We start from the raw sequence: 18209 nt of genomic DNA, 5'->3' as shown, positions 1-18209 counted from the left end.
GCCCGCCGGGCGGCGGCCATGATCACCACCACCGACATGCGCGCGGATCATTTCGTCGAGGCCTATGGGGTGGGGCGGCCGGTGGTGGTTCAGAACCGGCCCTTTTATCGCGCCGCGCCCAGGAGCAATCGCCTGCGCGAGGCGCTGGGGCTGGATGCCTCGGTGCCGGTGTTTCTCTATCAGGGGGGCTTGCAGGCTGGGCGGGGGCTGGAGTCGATCATCGATGCCGCGGCCGGGGTGGCGGGGGTGCATTTTGCCTTTCTCGGGCCGGGGATCTTGCGCGATGACTTGATGGCGCGGGCGCGTGAGCGCGGTGTGATCGAGCGGGTGCATTTTCTCGAGGCGGTGCCGTTCGAGGAGTTGCCGGCCTGGACGGCCTCGGCGGATGTGGGGCTGCAGCTTCTGGAGAATATCGGGCTGAATCATTACAGCACCGATTCCAACAAGATCTTCGAATACGGCATGGCCGGGCTGCCGGTCATTGCCAGTGATTTTCCCGAGATCCGCAAGATCGTGGAATCGGCGGATTTTGGTTTGCTGGTGGACCCGGCGGATATCGAGGCGATCCGGGCGGCGATGATTCGCCTGCGGGATGATGCCGGGCTGCGGCGGCGGTTTGCGGAGAATGCCCTGCGCCAGGGGCGGGCGCTGTCATTTGATACCGAGGCGCCGAAGTTGTTGGGGGTGTATGAGCGGATTGGCCAATAAAAATTGACTTTTCGGCGGTTTCGCCTAATATTGTTGGCGTTATGAGCGCCGATCTGGATTCAGAGCTGCAGCAGGCCTGTGCCCGTGTGGGGGCGTCCCTCCGGCTTGGGCGCAAGCGCCGTTTTCCCGGTGATACCCAGGGGGATTTTGCCCGGCGGGTCGGGGTCAGCCGTTATACCTACCAGAAAATGGAGCGGGGTGAGCCGGGCGTTGCCATGGGCAGTTATCTGGCGGCGGCCTCGCTGCTGGGGATTCTTGATCAGGTGGTGGCGAGTTTTACGCCGAAGCGGCCGCCGCTTTTCGGAGATAAGCCCTGATGGCCGCTTCAGACCTTATCCGTGATTATCAGGTTTGGGTGGTGTTGCCGGATGGCGATCGGCGGGTGGCCGCGGATTTTCGACTGGAAACGGATGCCCGTGGCCGGCATCGTCGGTCGGCCTTGCGTTATACGGGGGAGTGGCTGGCCGCTTCCCGGTCTTATGCCCTCAATCCGGTGCAGGCGCCATTGGCCGCTGCGGCCCGGGAATGGGAGACGGAATGGGTGCCGGCAGTGCTGGACGAAGTGCTGCCGGGTCGCTGGGAGCGCACGGTGCGCCAGCGGCTCTGGGGGCGCCGGGCGGATGTGGATGATCTGCATGCGGTGCTTGCCGCGGTGGGAGGAAGCTGGCGCGTGGGGGCGGTGGAGATTGTGCCCGCGGGCCTGGAACCACCGCCGCTCGCCTCGCCCCTGTGCTTTGCCGATCTGGCCGAGTTGAGTGAGGAAGCTGAGCGCACCTGGCAGCACCGGACGCCGGAGGTGGAGGCGCTTCGCCGCATGCAAGGCGGTTCCTCCGTCGGGGGCGCCAGGCCGAAGGTGCTGGTTGAGGACCAGGGTGCCTGGCTGGTGAAGTTCAACCGCTCGGATGATGCCTTCAACCATGCCCGCGTCGAGGCGGCCTGCCTGATGTTGGCGGCGCGGGCCGGTATTCCTGTGCCGGAGACCCGCCGGGTCGGTGCCGGCCGTTTCGAGGCATTGGCAGTGAAGCGATTTGATGTCACTGACCGGGGCGGGCGGCTGGGACTGCTGTCCGCGAATGCCCTGCTGTGTGATGGTGCCAATCAGGCGCCGGTGCCGCATCCCCGCTATGATGATCTGGTGGGTATTATCCGCCACCATGGAAGCTCGCCTGGCAGGGACCTTGCCCAGCTCTATGCCCAGATGCTGTTTAATCAGGCGATCAATAACCGTGACGATCATTTGAAGAACTTTTCCTTTCTGCAGGATTGTGACCGCTTCGAGTTCTCGCCCGCTTATGATCTGGTGCCTTCGGAAGCGCTGGGCGCTTATCCGCAGCTTGGTCTTGGCAACAGCAATATCCTGCCGACGCCCGGTTCCGATGAGGCCGTCCAGGCCGGTCGGAATTTCATGCTGGCCCCGGCCGAGGCCGGGCGAATCAATGAAGCCATTTGTCTGGCGCTGGCTCAGTTGGAGGAGGTGATGGATGTCGCGGAATTGTCGGATGAAGACAGGCGGTTCCTGCGGCAGAGGGTGCGGGGGGCGTGAGGCCGCGAATGCGGCAATGGTGCACGATCTATTGGGGTGAGTGGCATTGAAGATTCTTTTTATCACCGACAATTTCCCGCCCGAGCATAATGCCATCGCCAACCGGGTGTGGGAGATGGCCCGCTACTGGGTGGCCTGGGGCCATGAGGTGACGGTGATTACCTGTGCGCCCAATTTTCCCCGGGGCGAGCTCTTTCCGGGTTACCGCAATCGCTGGTGGCAATGGGAGGAGAGGGACGGCATCCGCGTGTTGCGGGTCAAGACCTATATGGCGCCCAACCGGGGGGTGGTGCGCCGGACCCTGGATTTTCTCAGTTTCGGTTTCATGGCCACCCTTGCCGGCTGGTGCGTGAAGCGCCCGGATGTGGTTACCGCGACCTCGCCGCAGTTTTTCTCCGCCGTGGCCGGCTGGCTGGTGTCGGTGGGCAAGTGGCGGCCCTTTGTCTTTGAGCTGGGGGATCTGTGGCCGGCCTCGGTGCGGGCGGTGGGGGCCGTGCGCCAGGGGATGGTGATTCGCCTGGTGGAGAAGCTGGAGCTTTTTCTCTATCGGCGCTCGGCGCGGGTGCTGGCGTTGACCGAGTATTTCAAGCAGGACCTGGTGGAACGCGGCATTGCCGAGGACAAGGTGGCAGTGGTCTATAACGGCCTTGAGCCGTCGCGTTTCGAGTTGGCGGGTCAGCCCCCCGAGGTTTTTTCTTACCGGCCGCGGATTGTGGTGGGTTACATCGGCACCCATGGCATGGCCCATCGTCTGGACAACCTCCTGGATGCCGCCGAACGCCTGGACCCGGATGCGGTGGGGATTCTGATGCTGGGTGACGGCGCCGAGCGCCCGCGTTTGCTGGAACGGGCCGAGCGGATGAACCTGCGCAATTTGCGCATGGAAGGCCCGGTGCCTGCCCGGGAGGTGGCGCGCTGGTGGGCGGCGGTGGATGTGGCCCTGGTGCATTTGCGCGATGACCCGGTGATGAAGACGGTGGCGCCGACCAAGCTGCTGGAGGCGATTGTGTTGGGCAAGCCGGTGGTGCTGGTGGCGCCGGAGGGTGAGGCGAGTGGTCTGCTGGCCGAGGTGGATTGCGGGGTGCATGTGCCGCCGGAGGATCCCGATGCACTGGCCGCGGTCTTGGAACGGATCAGCCGGGATCCGGAGCAGCTGGCGCGCTGGGCGGAGAATGCCCGGGCCGCGGCGCCAAGGTTTTACATGGAGCGGTGTGCGGAACGGGTGTTGGAGGTTTACGAGGGGGTCAGGTCTTGAGGGGCGTCTGCTTCCTGTGATCCCCCTCCGTCTCCCCCTTCCCGCCTCCGGCGGCAAGGGGGAGGGCCCTTCGATGGGGTTGGGGGTTGAGTGTGCCGTAGCGTTGTTTACAAGGTCCTCCCCCTTGCGAGCTTCGCTCGGAAGGGGGAGATAGAGGGGGATTCAGAAACCATGTCACTTAAATACCCACGCAATCGTGTTCCACTGGCCCGCAAGCTCCGCCGCCAGCTTACCGATGCCGAGCGTTGTCTCTGGCAGCGATTGCGTCGCAGTCAGCTTGGCTGGCGTTTTCAGCGTCAGCGGCCCCTTGGGCCCTATGTGGTGGATTTCTATTGCGCCGCCGCGGGGCTGGTGGTGGAGGTGGACGGCAGTCAGCACCTTGATCCCGACGGCCTGGCTCGGGATCACGAGCGGGACGGCTGGTTGAAGAGCCAGGGGCTGGCCGTGTTGCGCTTCGATAACCGCCAGGTGCTGCTGGAAACCGACGCGGTGCTGGAAGAGATTCGCTGCAACTGCCTGGCGCGGGCTGGGGAAGGGAACCTCTGATTAATATTAATCAGAGGTTCCTAAGACCGGTTCAGAGGTTCCTCAGTCGTCACTGGACATGGTCGGCTTGTCATGCCCGGCGGCGCGCATGTTGCGGGTCCAGATACCCCGGTTGGCCAGTCGAACGAGCGTCTTTTCGGTCTTGCTCAGCCGCTGGCGCCAGGATTCATCCAGGCGGATCTTGACCGCTTCGCCCCGCAACTGGCGGTTGCCGCCGAGGACATGGTTTTCGCGGCTGCCGATGGCTTCGTACTGGGCGCTTTCCACTTCCAGCCCCACCCGGTCCAGCACGCGCTGGAGCTGTTCCTGGGGCCGGGTGCAGAGGTCCTCATAGGCGATGTGGGTGATATCGTGGCCTTTGTCGTCAAGATCCAGCACGCGCCGGCTGCGGTTGGCGTAGTTCCAGATGCCGTTGAACACGGTCGCGCCCTTGCGCTTGGAGGAGGCTGCCTGGGCACGGGGGTCCTTGAAGATATGCACCGGGATCAGCTCAATGCCGTCCACGTGTTCCAGGGAGCGCAGATAGGACACCCGCCGGGCGGTATCGACCACGGCGCTGGCACCGGCCGCGGCGCCGATGGATTCGTAGTAGGCGCGCACCAGGAATGGGTCGGATTGCTTGCCATAGCCGAAGTCGAGCTTGTCCAGGGCGGTGCCGCGCTGGCGGAGTTCTTCGTCCACCCGCTGCCAGAAATCGCACTCGGCCAGGCAGGTGGCGCCACAGGCGCAGTCCTTTTCGCCGCGCAGGAAGAGCGGCACGTTCTTGGAGCCGCCGCCGGCGACGATGGCCGAATGGGTGCCGAGCATGCGGCTTAGCAGGGTGGTGCCGCTGTGGCCGAGGCCGAGGATGTAGATCACCTTCATGACAGTCTCCGCGTGGGCGAGTTACGCCAGAACGCGCGGAGACTAGCGAAGCGGGTGTGAAGACAGCGTGAAGGCGGCGTGAAACCAGGATGAATCCCGCTCAGGCGCGGGGTAGAAGCAGGGTGGCACGGTTGATGTGCTTGCCGGAATGTGATGCCTGATGGAATGTCAGCCCGGCCGCCTCCGCCAGGGTCCGGACGATCTCAAGGCCGATCCCAGGCTCGGGGTGTCGGGCCTTCGGCGAAACCCGGTTTTCGATCCGGATCTCGCCATGGGCCAGCCGAATCCCGATTCGACCGGCAGTACCGTGCTGGAAGGCGTTGCGCAGGAGATTGCAGAGAATCACGGTCAGTATGCGTTCATCCACGGCCACCGGCCCATCGCTGATGACGGTCACCTCCGTCTCCACTTGTCGGTCCATGAGCCAGGGTTGTTCGGCCTCGATGGTCTTGCGTACGACGGTTTCCAGCCGATCAGTATGCTGGTGGGGTAGCAGGTGTTGCTTGCGCAATGCAATGAAGAACTCGATCAGCTCTTCCATGTTGCTGAGTGAACGCTGCATGCGGGCCACCAGTTCCTGCTCTCTGGTCTGGTCCGTTGTCAAGCGTTCGCTCAGCAGTTCCAGCGAGCTCCGCAGACCGGTGAGCGGGGTGCGTAGCTCATGGCTGGCGAAACTGGCGAAGCGGCGCTGGTGGTTGAGCAGTTCGATCAGGCGCCGATGATAGCGGGCCACGTCCTCGGCCAGTTCCCCCACCTCGTCGGCCGGATAACGACGGACGTCGATATCCCCGGGCCGTTCGGATTCCGGGTCAAGATTGGCGACCGCCCGGGCGAGCTTTCGCACCGGTCCCAGCGCCCGCCGGCCCAGCCAGTGGCCGCAAAGGGTGGTCACCAGCACGATCAGCATAGCCTGGATGATCAACAGGCCCATGAGCTGGATCTCCCGCAACTTCTCCTCGGCCAGGTCATAGACCACGGCCCGGTGCCGAGCATCGTCCGCCTGGATCATGACCACGACCGGGGGCTGTCGTTGTTCGAGCCAGTGCAGGCCGTTGTCCAGCTCGTGCAGGTCGGCAGGCAGGCGCGGATGGGGTCGTGGGTTGTCGTTGAGGAAACTGGCCAGCGGCTTGGCCTGGTATGTCCCCCGGGTATCGGCCTCCAGCAGACGCTGCATTTCAATATGGATCAGGCTCTGGATTTCGTAGTCGTCGTAACGCTCGGCGAGCATGAACGTGCTGACCGACACCACCACGGCGACGAGCAATCCGGTCAGGGCGAAGACCCGGGTGACTCTGCGCTGGAGGGTGCCGGGTCGGCTCATGGCAGTCGAAGCCGGTAGCCGACCCGGGGCAGGGTTTCGATCAGCTGTCTGGCACCGGCTTGCTCGGCGGCCTGGCGCAGCTGGTAGATGTGGCTGCGCAGGACGTCCTGGTCGGGGATGTCCTTGCCCCAGATGGCCTGCTCCAGGCTTTGGCGGGAGACTACTTCGCCGGGACGGGCGGCCAGGGTGGCCAGGATCTTCCAGCCGGTGGGTGACAGTTCGACCTCTTGATCGTTGAGAAACAGCCGCCGCCGTTCCAGGTCCATGTCGAAGCCCGGGCGCTGGAGTCGTTGGCGATCAGGGCTGTGTTGGCGGCGTGCCAGCGCCTGCAGCCGCGCCCAGACTTCGGCCAGGGCGAAGGGTTTGACCAGGTAGTCGTCGCTGCCGGCTTCAAAGCCCGCGAGTTTTTGCGGCAGCTGGTCCCGGGCGGTGAGCATGAGTACCGGGGTGGCGGCGTTGTTGTCGCTTTCACGCAGGAAGCGGCAGACGTCCAGTCCGTCGCCATCGGGCAGGTTGAGATCGAGCACGACGGCGTCCAGGGGTTGTTGCCGGGCGATGTGTTCGGCTTCCCGGCGTCCCATGGCCGCCTCGACTTCGCAGCCCCGGTCTTCGAGGTAGTCGACCAGGTTGGCGAGGATTTCCCGATTGTCTTCGACGACGAGGATGAGCACGGTGACCTCCGGGCATGGGCGTTTGGGGGTGATTCTACCGGCTCCTGGGCGGGATTGGAGGCCTTGTGATCCCCCTCCGTCTCCCCCTTCCCGCCGGTTGGCGGCAAGGGGGAGGGCCCTTCGATGGGGTTGGGGGTTGAATGTGCCGTAGCGTTGCTTACAAGGTCCTCCCCCTTGCGAGCTTCACTCGGAAGGGGGAGACAGAGGGGGATTGGGGCGTATGGCACGGCGTTTGTTTGATCCCCCTCCGTCTCCCCCTTCCCGCCGGTTGGCGGCAAGGGGGAGGGCCCTTCGATGGGGTTGGGGGTTGAGTGTGCCGTAGCGTTGTTTACAGGGTCCTCCCCCTTGCGAGCTTCGCTCGGAAGGGGGAGATAGAGGGGGATTGGGGAGTAAGGCACGGCATCTGTTTTCTGTGATCCCCCTCCGTCTCCCCCTTCCCGCCGGTTGGCGGCAAGGGGGAGGGCCCTTCGATGGGGTTGAGTGTGCCGTAGCGTTGTTTACAAGCTCCTCCCCCTTGCGAGCTTCGCTCGGAAGGGGGAGATAGAGGGGGATCCAAATCGCCCCCTTCGTTTCTCAAGCAAGTAAACTGTCGCCATGACTACCTGGCTGGTTACCGGTGCCTCCGGTTTTGTGGGGAGCTTTGTTTGTCGTGCTCTGCTTGAGCAGGGCATTGCCGTGCGTGCGCCGGTGCGTGCGCCGGGGGTTTCGGTGCCGGGGGGGGTGGTGTCGGTGTTGAGCGGGGATCTGACCCGCTTCGAGGATTGGCAGTACCTGCTCGACGGCGTGGATGTGGTGGTGAATCTGGCCGGGCAGGCCCATGATCGGGGGCCGCGTCGTTCGCGAGCGGCGCGTCTGGAGGCCATCAATGCCCGGTTTCCGGCCACGTTGGCGCGGCGGGCGGCGGAGGCCGGGGTGCGCCGGATTGTGCATCTGAGCAGTATCAAGGCCATGACCGGGGCCGAGCGGGCCAAGCGCTTGCAGGAGGCCGATGAGCCCCACCCGGACGATGATTACGGGCGCTCCAAGCTGGCCGGTGAACAGCAGTTGCGTCAGGCGGCTCTGGGCAGCGGTATTGAGTGGTGCATCATCCGGCCGACGGTGATCTACGGCGAGAATCCACCGGGCTATATCGGCCTGATGCTGCGGGCCATGGCCCGGGGGCTGCCCATGCCCCTGGGGGCGATTCGCAATCAGCGCAGTCTGCTCGATGCCCGGGCCCTTGCCGACCTGATCCATCTGACTGGCACTCACCCCGATGCGGCCAATCACTTGTTTCTAGCTGCGGATGCCGAGCCGCTGCCCACGCCGGATATGGTTCGCGCGCTGGCCAGTGGCCTGGGTCGCCCGGCTCGCTGCTGGCCGTTGCCAACGGGCTTGCTGCGGGCCGGGCTGATGTTGAGCGGTCGGGGCGGTTGGTGGCCGCGACTGGCGGGGGATTTGAGCGTGGATGTGAGCCGCGCCCGGGGCTTGGGCTGGAGCCCGAGCAGGGATTCCCGTGTCGGCCTGGAACGGGTGGCGCGGGCCTGGGGGCAGGCATCGGACTAGTTTTTGGGGAGAAGGACCGGGAATGGCGGTATTGGACTGGCTGCTGAGATTGGATGCCTGGCTGTGGACGGGGCTGGCGCTGTTGTTGTCGCTGGGACTGACTCGACTGTGGATCCCGCTGGCGCCCCGGCTCGGTTTCGTTGACCGGCCCAATCATCGCTCCCTGCATGATGCCCCCACCCCGCGTGCCGGCGGTCTGCCGCTGTTATTGGTGGCCCTGGGGCTGGGCTTTGTCCTGCTGCGCCCGGAGGGCGCCCTGCTGGTGGCTCTGCTTGGGGCCATTGTGCTGGCCGTGGTCTCGATGATCGATGATCTGCGCGGCCTGCCGGCCCTGCCGCGGATTCTGGTTCAGTTGCTGGCCGCGCTGGCGGTGGTGCTGGCTGGTGCCTGGCCACAGGCCTTGTCCCTGCCGGGCGGGCTGGCTTTGCCGCTGGGCCTGGGTGTTGCCGTGTTGGCGGTGCCGGGCATGATCTGGATGAGCAATCTCTACAACTTCATGGATGGCATGGACGGCTTTGCCGGTGCCATGAGCCTGATCGGTTTTGCCAGTCTTGCGGCCCTGGCCGGCCTGGCCGGGGTCGCCGATCCTTTCCTGCTTTGCCTGCTGCTGGCGGCCGCCGCCGGCGGTTTTCTGGTCTGGAACTGGCACCCGGCGCGGATCTTCATGGGAGATGTGGGGTCGGTGCCGCTGGGTTTTCTGGCCGCGGCCCTGCCGCTGTTGCTGGCCGCCGAAGGGCGGGTGCCCCTGTTGCTGGGTCTGTTGCCCTTTGCGCCCTTCTGGCTGGATGCCACCGTGACCCTTTTCCGCCGCATTCGCCGTCGGGAGCGTTTCTGGCAGGCCCACCGCTCTCATTATTACCAGCGCTTGGTCCGGAGCGGCTGGAGCCATGCCCAGGCCAGCACCCTGGGGGCGGGGTTGATGCTGCTCTCCGGTGGCTCGGCCGTGCTCGCCCTGCTGCTCTGGGAGCGGCCACTGGCCTGGTTGCTGCTGGCCTTGCCGCTGCTGGCCCTGTTGGCGGCCGGGGCCTATGTGCGCGGGCGGGAATGATAGAATCCGCCGTTTCGCCAATTCGAGTGGGATAACGGACGATACATGGCACGCTTGCTGGTCACCGGCGCCGCCGGTTTCATCGGATATCACCTCACCTGGGGGCTGCTGGCCGCGGGTCATGAGGTGTTCGGCATCGATAATCTCAATGACTATTACGATGTCGCCTTGAAGCAGGCCCGTCTGGATCAGCTTGAAGGCGAGCGGGGCTTTGAGTTTCATCCCATGGATGTGGCCGACCGCCCGGCCATGGCCGCCCTGTTCGAGCAAAAGCCCGGTTTCGACACCGTCTATCACCTGGCTGCCCAGGCCGGGGTGCGTCATTCCCTGGCCCATCCCCATCGTTATGTGGACAGCAATCTGCTCGGCTTCGGTAATCTGATCGAAGGCTGTCGGCAGGGTGGGGTGCGTCACCTGATCTTTGCCTCCAGCAGCTCGGTCTACGGTGCCAACACCCGTATTCCCTTCTCGGAAAACGACACCGTGGACCATGCCATCAGCCTTTACGCCGCTACCAAGAAGGCCAATGAGTTGATGGCCCATTCCTATGCCTCGCTCTACGGCCTGCCTTGCACGGGGCTGCGGTTTTTCACTGTGTACGGTCCCTGGGGCCGTCCCGACATGGCCTACTACAAATTTGCCCGGGCCATCGAGCGGGGCGAGCCGATCAATGTATTCAATCATGGCCGCATGCAAAGGGACTTCACCTATATCGACGATGTGGTCCAGGCCATGGTTCGTCTGCTGGATCACCCCGCCACGCCCGATCCGGACTGGCGCGGTGAGACACCCACCCCGGCCAACAGTTATGCCCCCTACCGCCTCTACAACATCGGCAACCATCGGCCCGAGCCCCTGGGCCGGTTGATCGAGCTGTTGGAACAGCACCTTGGTCGCGAGGCCGAGAAGCGTTACCTGGACATGCAGCCGGGGGATGTGGAGGCCACCTGTGCGGAGGTCTCGGCTCTGGAAAAGCTGGTGGGTTTCACCCCCAGTACACCCCTGGATCAGGGCATCGAACACTTCATCAACTGGTTCACTGATTGGGAGCGGCGACGCTGAACCGGTCGTCTGCCCGATCGCTTCTTCCTGGCTGAAAAACCGCCTCCCTCAAGGGCTTGGAAATAACCGGACGAACGGTAGCGCCGGTCCCCTTGCGAGCTGACCATCTGGCACCTATACCTTGCTGAAAGCCTCCCGGTTTCGAGGCCCGCTCCGGGGCCGACGGGAGCCGGAAGCGGCACGCTGGTGCCGGAATGTGGTCTTTTGGAAACGGGGCATGGCCCCGGGGAGTCCTGCGATGTTTTCCGATGATGATGCACCGATCCCGGCGGTCATCGGGGAGTGGTACAAGGACTTCAACGGTGGTCTGTTTGAAGTGGTGGCCATTGATGATGTGGATGGCACCATTGAGGTTCAGTTCTTTGACGGCACTGTGGAAGAGGTGGATATCGATCTCTGGACCGAGGTCGCCATGACCACCGCCGAGCCCCCGGAGGACTGGTCGGGTTCCATGGACATGGAGCGTGAAGACTACGGCGTCGATCTGGACGATGGCGGCCGCGGTGATGAATACACCAACCCCCTGGACCTGCTGGATTCGGATTACCGATTTTAAGGGGTGATCAGAGGTTCCGTGGTTCCTTTGGGGGTGTTGCGGTTTCGGCGCATTGCGGGTGAATTGGCGTAGGAGCGGATTTATCCGCGATGGGCGCGGAGAACAGTTCAGGCCTGTTCGCCTTTCACCGAGACATAGACTGCGCCGTCCTCGACCCGGCAGGGGAGGGGGGTGAGGTTGCGGCCTTCGCAGGGGCCGGCCAGGCAATGCCCGTCCTCGATGCGAAAGATGGCGCCGTGCACGCCGCACATGATCTGGTCGCCGGCCTTGGTAAGGAAGCGGTCGGGTGCCCAGTTCAGGGCGGCGCCGGTATGGGGGCAGCTATTGACGTAGGCGCTCACCTGGCCATCGCGGCAGACCAGGAAGCCGTAGTCCTTGCCCTGGGCGGTTTCAAACTCGAATTCCTTCGCCCCCGGATCCGCCAGTTCATCCAGACTGCAGACCTTGATCTCGTGTTCGCTCATGCCATCCTCCCGGCTCGTCGCAGGCGGCACCATAGCCCCTGCCTGTCCGGCTGACAAGCACCTTGCCCTTGGCGGGCATTGAGCTAAAGTTAGGTAATCCTGGCGACGGTCGCTGGACGCGGTGGTCGAGGATGATTATTCGGGGGCATGATGGCTACCATTTTTGATTCGCCGGAGAACGCCGAGCTGGCCTTCTATGATGCGCTGGAACGGGCTGACCTGGACGCGATGAGCAAGGTCTGGGAGGGGGCCCGCAACCCCGTTTGCATTCATCCGGCCAGCGCGCCCCTGCGTGGATTGCGGGAGATCCTCTCCAGTTGGGAGCAGATATTCCAGGGTGGCCCGGAGATGCACCTTCGGGTCGAGATGCTGGAGAAAACCCTGACCGAGGATCTGGCCATTCACCTGGTGGCGGAATACATCCGCCTGAGCGGGGATGCCGAAGAGCGGCCCCCGGTATTTGCCACCAATATCTATCGTCGCTGCCGATTCGGCTGGCGGATGGTGGTCCATCACGCCTCACCCACCCCCGAAAGACGTCGGGGGCATCGTCAGTCCGTTCATTAAGGGCCCCTCCATACGGGGGATGGCGCTATCCCCCAGGCTGCCGCACTCTTTGTGACAAGGCTGTCACATAAGGTTTTTCGCGGTGTCCCACGTAACAAGAACAAACATAATGGATCTGGGAGGGGCCATGGCTGTTGTGACCAGGAACCCTGAGATGGCGAAGACCGATGGTTTGATTATGTGGATAGATTCGCCGGCGCCCCACGAGCTGGATCAGCGCGCACAGCGAATCTACGCGGAACTGGCGGACGACCAGGGACGCGTGGACGGCATCATGCGCGCCCACGCCCTGCGCCCCCATACACTTGAGGGGCACCTCAAGCTCTACCGCAGCGTGCTCGGCCACCCCCGCAACAAGTTGCCCCACTGGTTCATGGAAACCATTGGCGTGCTGGTGAGCCGCCTCAACGGTTGCAAATACTGTGTTGCCCATCACCGCAAGGGCTTGCTCAAGAGCCTTGATGACAAGAGCCGCCTGGACAAGATCCTCAAGTGGCTGGACAAGCCCGATGATATTCCCCCCAAGGTCTTCAGCGACAAGGAACGGCTGGCACTTATCTATGCCGGCAATCTCACCGTGGCCCCGACCCAGATCCATGAAGATCAGCTGGCCGAGCTTCGCGGTGCCGGATGGACCGATGGCGAGATCCTGGAGATCAACCAGGTGGCAGCCTACTTTGCCTATGCCAATCGCACGGTTATGGGCCTCGGCGTCCAGATCGAGGCCTGGCACGACGAGGACGACTAGCCCGGGGGGTTGCTATCCGCTCATGCCCGGGCGGTTGATGCGGTCCGGGTTGGCGATGCGGGCCAGGATGATGGCCAGGACAATGGCCGGGATGCCGGTGCCGGCGGTGATGATGAAGAACCACATCCAGTCCACTTTCGCCGCCAGCATGCCGGTGAAGCCGGCGGCGAACTGCCCCGGCAGGGTCATGAGCGAGGAGAACAGGGCGTACTGGGTGGCCGTGTACGCGGTGTTGGTGAGGCTGGATAGGTAGGCGATGAACACGCCGATGGCCAGTCCGCCGGTAATGTTATCGGCAATGATGGCGATCACCAGGCCGTGAATCTCCGGGCCCAGGCCGGCCAGCCAGGCAAAGGTGAGATTGGTGGCCGGGGCCATGAAGGCGGTGAAGATCAGCATGCGGCTGATGCCGAAGCGGGCCACCAGTACACCCGCCATGGCCGCGCCGGTCAGGGTCATGGCCAGGCCGAAGGCACCGCTGATATTGCCGATCTGGCTCTTGCTGAAGCCGAGATCCAGATAGAAGGGCTGGGCCATCACCCCCATGAAGATATCGCTGATGCGAAAGGTGGCCACGAAGAGCAGCACCAGCAGGGCGATCGCACCAAAGCGTTTCATGAAATCGGCGAAGGGACAGATGACCGCGCCAATGAACCAGGCATTGAAGTCCCGCCTCCACCCCAGGTGGTGGGTGCGGTCCAGGTAGTTCATCACTTTCTCTTCCATGGCCAGGGTCATGCGATCCACGGTGACTTCGGGCTCACGGATGATCAGGGTGGTGATGATCCCCACGCCCATCAGCAGGGCCATGGCACCGTAGGCCATGGTCCAGTTGCTCATGCCGGCAATATTGAGGGCACCGGCAATGGCAGTGAGCATGGCCACCCGGTAGCCGGCCACATAGGTGGCGGCCATGGCCCCCTGGCGTTCCCGTTTGACTGCCTCCACCCGGTAGGCATCAATGGCGATGTCCTGCGTCGCCGAGCCGAAGGCGGTCATCACCGCCAGCACGGCCACGAGCATGAGATTCTCGGTGGGGTCGGTCAGCGCCATGCCCAGAAGCCCGATGGCGATGGTGACCTGGGCGGCCAGCATCCAGGAGCGCCGTCGCCCAAACAGGCGGGTGAGCCCCGGCAGGGCCAGGCGGTCCACCACCGGCGCCCACAGGAACTTGATGGAATGGGCCATGCCCACCCAGGAAAGAAAGCCGATAGCGGCCAGTTCCACCCCCAGGTCCCGCAGCCAGGCGGTGAAGGTGGCCCCCACCAGCATCAGCGGCAGGCCGGCCGAGAAGCCCAGAAAGGCCATGCCCACCACTCGCGGATGGGCGTAGACCTTCAGGGCCTGGAAGAGATTGCGCTCGGTGCGGATTTCAGTCTGCTGGGCGTCGGCCATGAAAGGCTTCCAATGCTAGAGATCCCGGATCCGCGGATCATAATCCAGGATCAGGGGGGCGTGGTCGGAGAAGTTTTCCTCGGTGTAGATTTCGGCGTCCTTGATCAGTTCCGCCACCGGCGGCGTGACTACATGGTAATCGATCCGCCAGCCCACGTTCTTTTCTCGGGCCCGGCCCCGCTGTGACCACCAGGTATATTGCTCGTCTTCCTGGTTGACCTCCCGGAACCCGTCCACCCAGCCGGCGGGGCCGAAGAGCTCGTCCAGCCAGGCCCGTTCCTCGGGCAGGAAGCCGGAGTTGTTGAGATTGCCCTTCCAGTTCTTGATGTCCTTCTTGGTGTGGGCGATGTTCCAGTCGCCGCAGATGATGTACTCGCGCTTGCGCTTGCGGAATTTCTTCAGCAGCGGCATGAAGCGGTCCATGAAATCGAACTTCACCTGCTGGCGCTCTTCCTTGGCCGAGCCGGACTGCATGTAAAGGGAAACTACCGAGAGTTTGCCAAATCGGGCCTCGATATACCGACCCTCGGCATCGATATCCTCAAAGCCTTCCCCCAGGCCGACATAAACCTTGTCCGGCTTCTCCCGGCTGTAGATGGCGACCCCGGAATAGCCTTTTTTCTCGGCCTCGTGGAAATGGACGTGATAGCCCGGCGGGTGAAAGGGCTCACCGTCGAGCTGATGGGCCTGGGCCTTGAGTTCCTGCACACAGACGATGTCGGGCTGCACCCGCTCCATCCAGTCAAAGAAACCCTTGCGGGCCGCGGCCCGGATGCCGTTGGCGTTGAAGCTGACGATTTTCATGGGGGCAGATTTTGCTGTTGGTGGATTCAAAGGGGGGGATGATAACCGTCCGGGCTCTCGGCTGCGAGGGGCCGGCGGCGAGCTGCGAGCTACGAGCCCTGCCAATCTGCTGTAGGAGCGGCTTTAGCCGCGACAAGGGGTTATCGAAGGCACATTCGCGGATAAATCCGCTCCTACGGCAGGGGTGGGCAGCGGCCTTTCAGCTCGCAGCTCGCAGCTCGTAGCTCCTTCCCAGAGCCTGATAAAATACCCCCAACCCAAAACCCACCCCAAAAACCAGACCAAAACCACCATGTCCTACCAATCCGATTTCCTCCAGTTCGCCCATGACCGTGATGTGCTCCGCTTCGGGGAGTTCACCCTGAAATCCGGGCGGGTGAGTCCCTATTTCTTCAATGCCGGGCTGTTCAATACCGGCTCGGCGCTGCACCGGCTGGGTCAGTTCTATGCCCGGGCCGCCGTGGATTCAGGCATTGATTTCGACATGATCTTCGGCCCCGCCTACAAGGGGATTCCCCTGGCCACGGTCACTGCCGCGGCCCTGGCCGTCGAGCATGGACGGGATGTGCCCTATTGCTTCAACCGCAAGGAGGCCAAGGACCATGGTGAGGGCGGCAATCTGGTGGGCGCGCCCCTTAAGGGCCGTGTCCTGATCGTCGATGACGTGATCACCGCCGGGACCGCCATTCGCGAGTCGGTGGATATCATCCGCGCCGCCGGCGCCGCCCCGGTGGGGGTGGTGATTGCCCTGGATCGCCAGGAGACCGGCCCCGATGGGGATTCCGCCATTCGCCAGGCGGAAGCCGAATACGGCTTGAAGGTGGCCTCCATCGTGACCCTCGCGGACCTGCTGAACTGGTTGCCGGAGGGCGGCGAATGGGCCGCTCATCGCCAATCCGTACAGGCCTATCGGGAACGTTACGGAGTGAGCTGAGTCCACCGGGGTAGGGTGCTAGACTGTCGGGTAACGTGATTCGGCTTTCCGCCCCTTTCCGGGCACCGACGGAGGTCGTGCCGATATGAACAAGATTGCAATCTCCGGGCTCCTTGCCCTGACGCTGATTTTCTCCGCCACCGCATTGTCTGCTCAGGCTTACAGTTGGGTGGATGAGGACGGCAATGTCCACTATGGCGATTCCATTCCGCCCGAGTATCGTGATCAGGAGCAGCGGACCCTGCGTGACGGCCTGGAAGTGGAGCGCAAGGACCGGGCCCTGACCGAGGAAGAGCGCGAGGAACTCCGGCTCCAGCAGGAGATGGAGGAAGAGGCGCGTCGGGCCGCCGAGATTCAGCGGCGCGAGGACGAGCGCCTGTTGCGTCTGTATGGTTCAGTGGACGAAATCGAGCGTCTGCGCGACGACCGGGTTGCCGGTCTGCGTTCCCAGATTCGCCTGACGGCCAACAGCCTGGAAGAGCTGGAGGAAAATCTGGAGCGGGTGGAAGAACGTATCGACGAGCATGAAGAGCGTGGCGACGAACCCCCGGAACATCTGGAAAGCCGCTATGAGGATCTGGCCCGGCAGGTGACCGAGCACCAGCGCCATCTGCTCGAACGCGAGGAACAGCTGGAACGGGTCCGTGCCCGCTTCAACAACGAAATCCAGCGCTTCTCGGAGCTCCAGGAGCGGGATTGATCTCGCTTCGCCTGTGGGAGCTCCTCTTGTAGGAGCTCCCACACACAACTTCCCAAACGCCCAAAGGCTGATAGGGCCTTCACCCCAACCAAGCCCTTTGCGCCTTAGCGTCTTTGCGCGAGGCCATTCCTGTCAGACTATTTCCGCCCGGAATGCCCAAAGCCCCCCGCCCCGCGCTGGCTTTCCTCGAAGTCATCAACGATATCGAATCCTGCCTGAACCACCGGCACGAAGACCATCTGGCAGATGCGCTCGCCCGGCTCGATGATGAAGCTCTTGTCGCCGCGATTCCAGACCGAGACAAAGACCTGTCCCTGGTAATCGGAGTCGATCAGGCCGGTGAGATTGCCCAGCACAACGCCGTGCTTGTGACCCAGGCCCGAGCGGGGCAGCAGCACGGCGGCGAGATCGGCATCACCGATGTGGATGGCAAAGCCCGAGGGAATCAGCTCGGTCTTGCCGGGCTTGAGCTCGATGGGCCCGTCGATGCAGGCCCGCACGTCCATGCCGGCGGAGCCTTCGGTGGCGTAGTGGGGCAGCTCGAATTCCTTGCCGAGCCGGTCGTCGAGAATCTTCAATTGAATCCTGTGCATGGGGTCTCCGAACAATAAAAGATAGCGGGCCAATGTGGCGATGCTCAGACGGATCCACAGCCGCCGTAGGAGCGGATTCATCCGCGATCAGGGGCTCGATCGAAGCCGCAATCGCGGATGAATCCGCTCCTACGGCGGCTGTGAAAAACAGGGTCAGCGGAGCCGGGCGGCAATTTCCTCAACCAGCTTCCCGGCCAACTCCCGCTTGCTCCCGGCACCCAGCGGGGTCTTCCCCCCGGCATCCAGCAGCAGCAGTTCATTGTCGTCCCGGTCAAAGCCCTGGTCCCGGCCGACCCGGTTGGCGGCAATCAGGTCGAGTTTTTTCTTTTCCAGCTTCTTGCGGGCGTTGGCTTCCACGTCATTGGTTTCGGCGGCGAAGCCCACGGTGAAGGGGCGCTTGTCTGGGAGCGCGGCCACGGCGGCGAGGATGTCGATGTTTTCCACCAGTTCCATGCGGTCGAGCACGTCGCCGCTGCCCTTCTTGAGCTTGCGCTCGGCGGCTTGTTTGGGGCGGTAGTCCGCCACCGCGGCGGCGCCGATGAAGATATCCGCGGCGCCGGCCAGGCGCATGACCGCCTCATGCATCTGCGCGGCCGATTCCACATCCACCCGGTCCACGCCGGGCGGGGTGGGCAGACTCACCGGGCCGCTGACCAGAATTACCTTGGCCCCGGCGCGGGTGGCGGCTTCGGCCACGGCATAGCCCATGCGCCCGGAGGAGCGGTTGCTGAGATAGCGCACCGGATCCACCGCTTCGCGGGTGGGGCCGGCGGTGACCAGCACGGTCCGGCCCTTGAGCGCGCCATCGCCTTGCTGATCCAGCTCGGCGGCGATGGCATCCGGCTCCACCAGCCGCCCCGGGCCGGACTCGTTCTCGGCCATGGG

General features: G+C 63.8%; 21 protein-coding genes. 13 read left to right on the top strand and 8 right to left on the bottom strand.

From position 1 onward, the window contains the following. The 5 genes from VCB98_RS12015 to VCB98_RS11995 form a co-directional block, all read left to right on the top strand. On the top strand, positions 1 to 708 hold a 708-nt coding region (locus tag VCB98_RS12015), incomplete at its 5' end, for a glycosyltransferase (protein ID WP_346052861.1). Positions 709 to 749: 41 nt separating this feature from the next. Continuing rightward, positions 750 to 1025, top strand: a complete 276-nt coding sequence (locus VCB98_RS12010; RefSeq protein ID WP_346052859.1) for a helix-turn-helix domain-containing protein — start codon at positions 750 to 752, stop codon at positions 1023 to 1025. Next, on the top strand, positions 1025 to 2251 hold the full coding sequence (locus VCB98_RS12005) for a type II toxin-antitoxin system HipA family toxin (RefSeq protein ID WP_346052857.1): 1227 nt from the start codon (positions 1025 to 1027) through the stop codon (positions 2249 to 2251). The genes VCB98_RS12010 and VCB98_RS12005 overlap by 1 nt, the downstream gene beginning before the upstream one ends. 46 nt (positions 2252 to 2297) lie before the next feature. Next, positions 2298 to 3506, top strand: coding sequence for a glycosyltransferase family 4 protein (locus VCB98_RS12000; protein ID WP_346052856.1), 1209 nt, complete (start codon positions 2298 to 2300; stop codon positions 3504 to 3506). Between the two features lie 171 nt (positions 3507 to 3677). Beyond that, a complete protein-coding gene (locus VCB98_RS11995) occupies positions 3678 to 4052 on the top strand; it encodes an endonuclease domain-containing protein (protein WP_346052855.1) in 375 nt (124 codons plus the stop codon). A gap of 42 nt (positions 4053 to 4094) precedes the next feature. Here VCB98_RS11995 and VCB98_RS11990 read toward each other — a convergent pair whose 3' ends face one another. From VCB98_RS11990 to VCB98_RS11980, 3 genes are all read right to left on the bottom strand, one after another. Further along, positions 4095 to 4916 carry a sulfotransferase gene (locus tag VCB98_RS11990; RefSeq protein WP_346052853.1) on the bottom strand — a complete coding sequence of 274 codons (822 nt, stop codon included), beginning with the start codon at positions 4914 to 4916 and terminating at the stop codon, positions 4095 to 4097. Positions 4917 to 5016: 100 nt separating this feature from the next. Then, positions 5017 to 6237, bottom strand: coding sequence for a sensor histidine kinase (locus VCB98_RS11985; RefSeq protein ID WP_346052851.1), 1221 nt, complete (start codon positions 6235 to 6237; stop codon positions 5017 to 5019). Beyond that, entirely contained in the window at positions 6234 to 6908 is a 675-nt protein-coding gene (locus tag VCB98_RS11980) for a response regulator transcription factor (RefSeq protein ID WP_346052849.1), read from the bottom strand. The genes VCB98_RS11985 and VCB98_RS11980 overlap by 4 nt, the downstream gene beginning before the upstream one ends. A gap of 594 nt (positions 6909 to 7502) precedes the next feature. Between VCB98_RS11980 and VCB98_RS11975 the strand changes: the two genes are divergently transcribed. The 4 genes from VCB98_RS11975 (at position 7503) to VCB98_RS11960 (ending at position 11119) form a co-directional block, all read left to right on the top strand. Then, positions 7503 to 8453, top strand: coding sequence for an NAD-dependent epimerase/dehydratase family protein (locus tag VCB98_RS11975; RefSeq protein ID WP_346052847.1), 951 nt, complete (start codon positions 7503 to 7505; stop codon positions 8451 to 8453). A 22-nt stretch (positions 8454 to 8475) separates the two neighbouring features. Next, positions 8476 to 9501 carry an MraY family glycosyltransferase gene (locus tag VCB98_RS11970; protein ID WP_346052845.1) on the top strand — a complete coding sequence of 342 codons (1026 nt, stop codon included), beginning with the start codon at positions 8476 to 8478 and terminating at the stop codon, positions 9499 to 9501. 45 nt (positions 9502 to 9546) lie between these two features. Next, positions 9547 to 10563 (top strand): NAD-dependent epimerase, encoded by a 1017-nt coding sequence (locus VCB98_RS11965; protein ID WP_346052843.1) that lies wholly within the window; start codon positions 9547 to 9549, stop codon positions 10561 to 10563. 238 nt (positions 10564 to 10801) lie between these two features. Beyond that, complete coding sequence (locus tag VCB98_RS11960; protein ID WP_346052841.1) at positions 10802 to 11119, top strand: DUF6763 family protein; 318 nt, start codon at positions 10802 to 10804, stop codon at positions 11117 to 11119. Positions 11120 to 11226: 107 nt separating this feature from the next. Here VCB98_RS11960 and VCB98_RS11955 read toward each other — a convergent pair whose 3' ends face one another. Further along, positions 11227 to 11583: a Rieske (2Fe-2S) protein gene (locus VCB98_RS11955; protein WP_346052839.1), complete on the bottom strand. Its 357-nt coding sequence runs from the start codon at positions 11581 to 11583 to the stop codon at positions 11227 to 11229. Between the two features lie 147 nt (positions 11584 to 11730). Here VCB98_RS11955 and VCB98_RS11950 point away from each other — a divergent pair, with 147 nt between their 5' ends. Both VCB98_RS11950 and VCB98_RS11945 read left to right on the top strand, forming a co-directional pair. Further along, positions 11731 to 12150 carry a YybH family protein gene (locus VCB98_RS11950; RefSeq protein WP_346052837.1) on the top strand — a complete coding sequence of 140 codons (420 nt, stop codon included), beginning with the start codon at positions 11731 to 11733 and terminating at the stop codon, positions 12148 to 12150. Positions 12151 to 12304: 154 nt separating this feature from the next. Next, positions 12305 to 12898 (top strand): carboxymuconolactone decarboxylase family protein, encoded by a 594-nt coding sequence (locus VCB98_RS11945; protein WP_346052835.1) that lies wholly within the window; start codon positions 12305 to 12307, stop codon positions 12896 to 12898. Between the two features lie 12 nt (positions 12899 to 12910). Here the strand turns inward: VCB98_RS11945 and VCB98_RS11940 are convergent, their stop codons facing one another. Both VCB98_RS11940 and VCB98_RS11935 read right to left on the bottom strand, forming a co-directional pair. Continuing rightward, entirely contained in the window at positions 12911 to 14293 is a 1383-nt protein-coding gene (locus VCB98_RS11940; protein WP_346052832.1) for an AmpG family muropeptide MFS transporter, read from the bottom strand. A 15-nt stretch (positions 14294 to 14308) separates the two neighbouring features. Then, positions 14309 to 15097, bottom strand: coding sequence for an exodeoxyribonuclease III (locus tag VCB98_RS11935; protein WP_346052830.1), 789 nt, complete (start codon positions 15095 to 15097; stop codon positions 14309 to 14311). 292 nt (positions 15098 to 15389) lie between these two features. Here VCB98_RS11935 and pyrE point away from each other — a divergent pair, with 292 nt between their 5' ends. Together pyrE and VCB98_RS11925 are read left to right on the top strand one after the other, a co-directional pair. Next, complete coding sequence (gene pyrE, locus VCB98_RS11930) at positions 15390 to 16031, top strand: orotate phosphoribosyltransferase (protein WP_346052828.1); 642 nt, start codon at positions 15390 to 15392, stop codon at positions 16029 to 16031. An 85-nt stretch (positions 16032 to 16116) separates the two neighbouring features. Then, positions 16117 to 16731, top strand: coding sequence for a DUF4124 domain-containing protein (locus VCB98_RS11925; protein ID WP_346052826.1), 615 nt, complete (start codon positions 16117 to 16119; stop codon positions 16729 to 16731). Positions 16732 to 16868: 137 nt separating this feature from the next. Here VCB98_RS11925 and dut read toward each other — a convergent pair whose 3' ends face one another. Next, the gene (gene dut / locus VCB98_RS11920; protein ID WP_346052824.1) at positions 16869 to 17324 is read right to left on the bottom strand and encodes a dUTP diphosphatase; all 456 of its coding nucleotides are present in this window, start codon (positions 17322 to 17324) and stop codon (positions 16869 to 16871) included. A 153-nt stretch (positions 17325 to 17477) separates the two neighbouring features. Then, positions 17478 to 18209: bifunctional phosphopantothenoylcysteine decarboxylase/phosphopantothenate--cysteine ligase CoaBC (gene coaBC / locus VCB98_RS11915; protein WP_346052822.1), on the bottom strand; the 732-nt coding region annotated here is incomplete at its 5' end.

Origin of the sequence: Natronospira elongata, assembly GCF_034931365.1 — a bacterium.
GTDB lineage: Bacteria > Pseudomonadota > Gammaproteobacteria > Natronospirales > Natronospiraceae > Natronospira > Natronospira elongata.
Note: the sequence above shows the minus strand (reverse complement) of the source record. Positions and strands in the feature narration are given on the sequence as shown.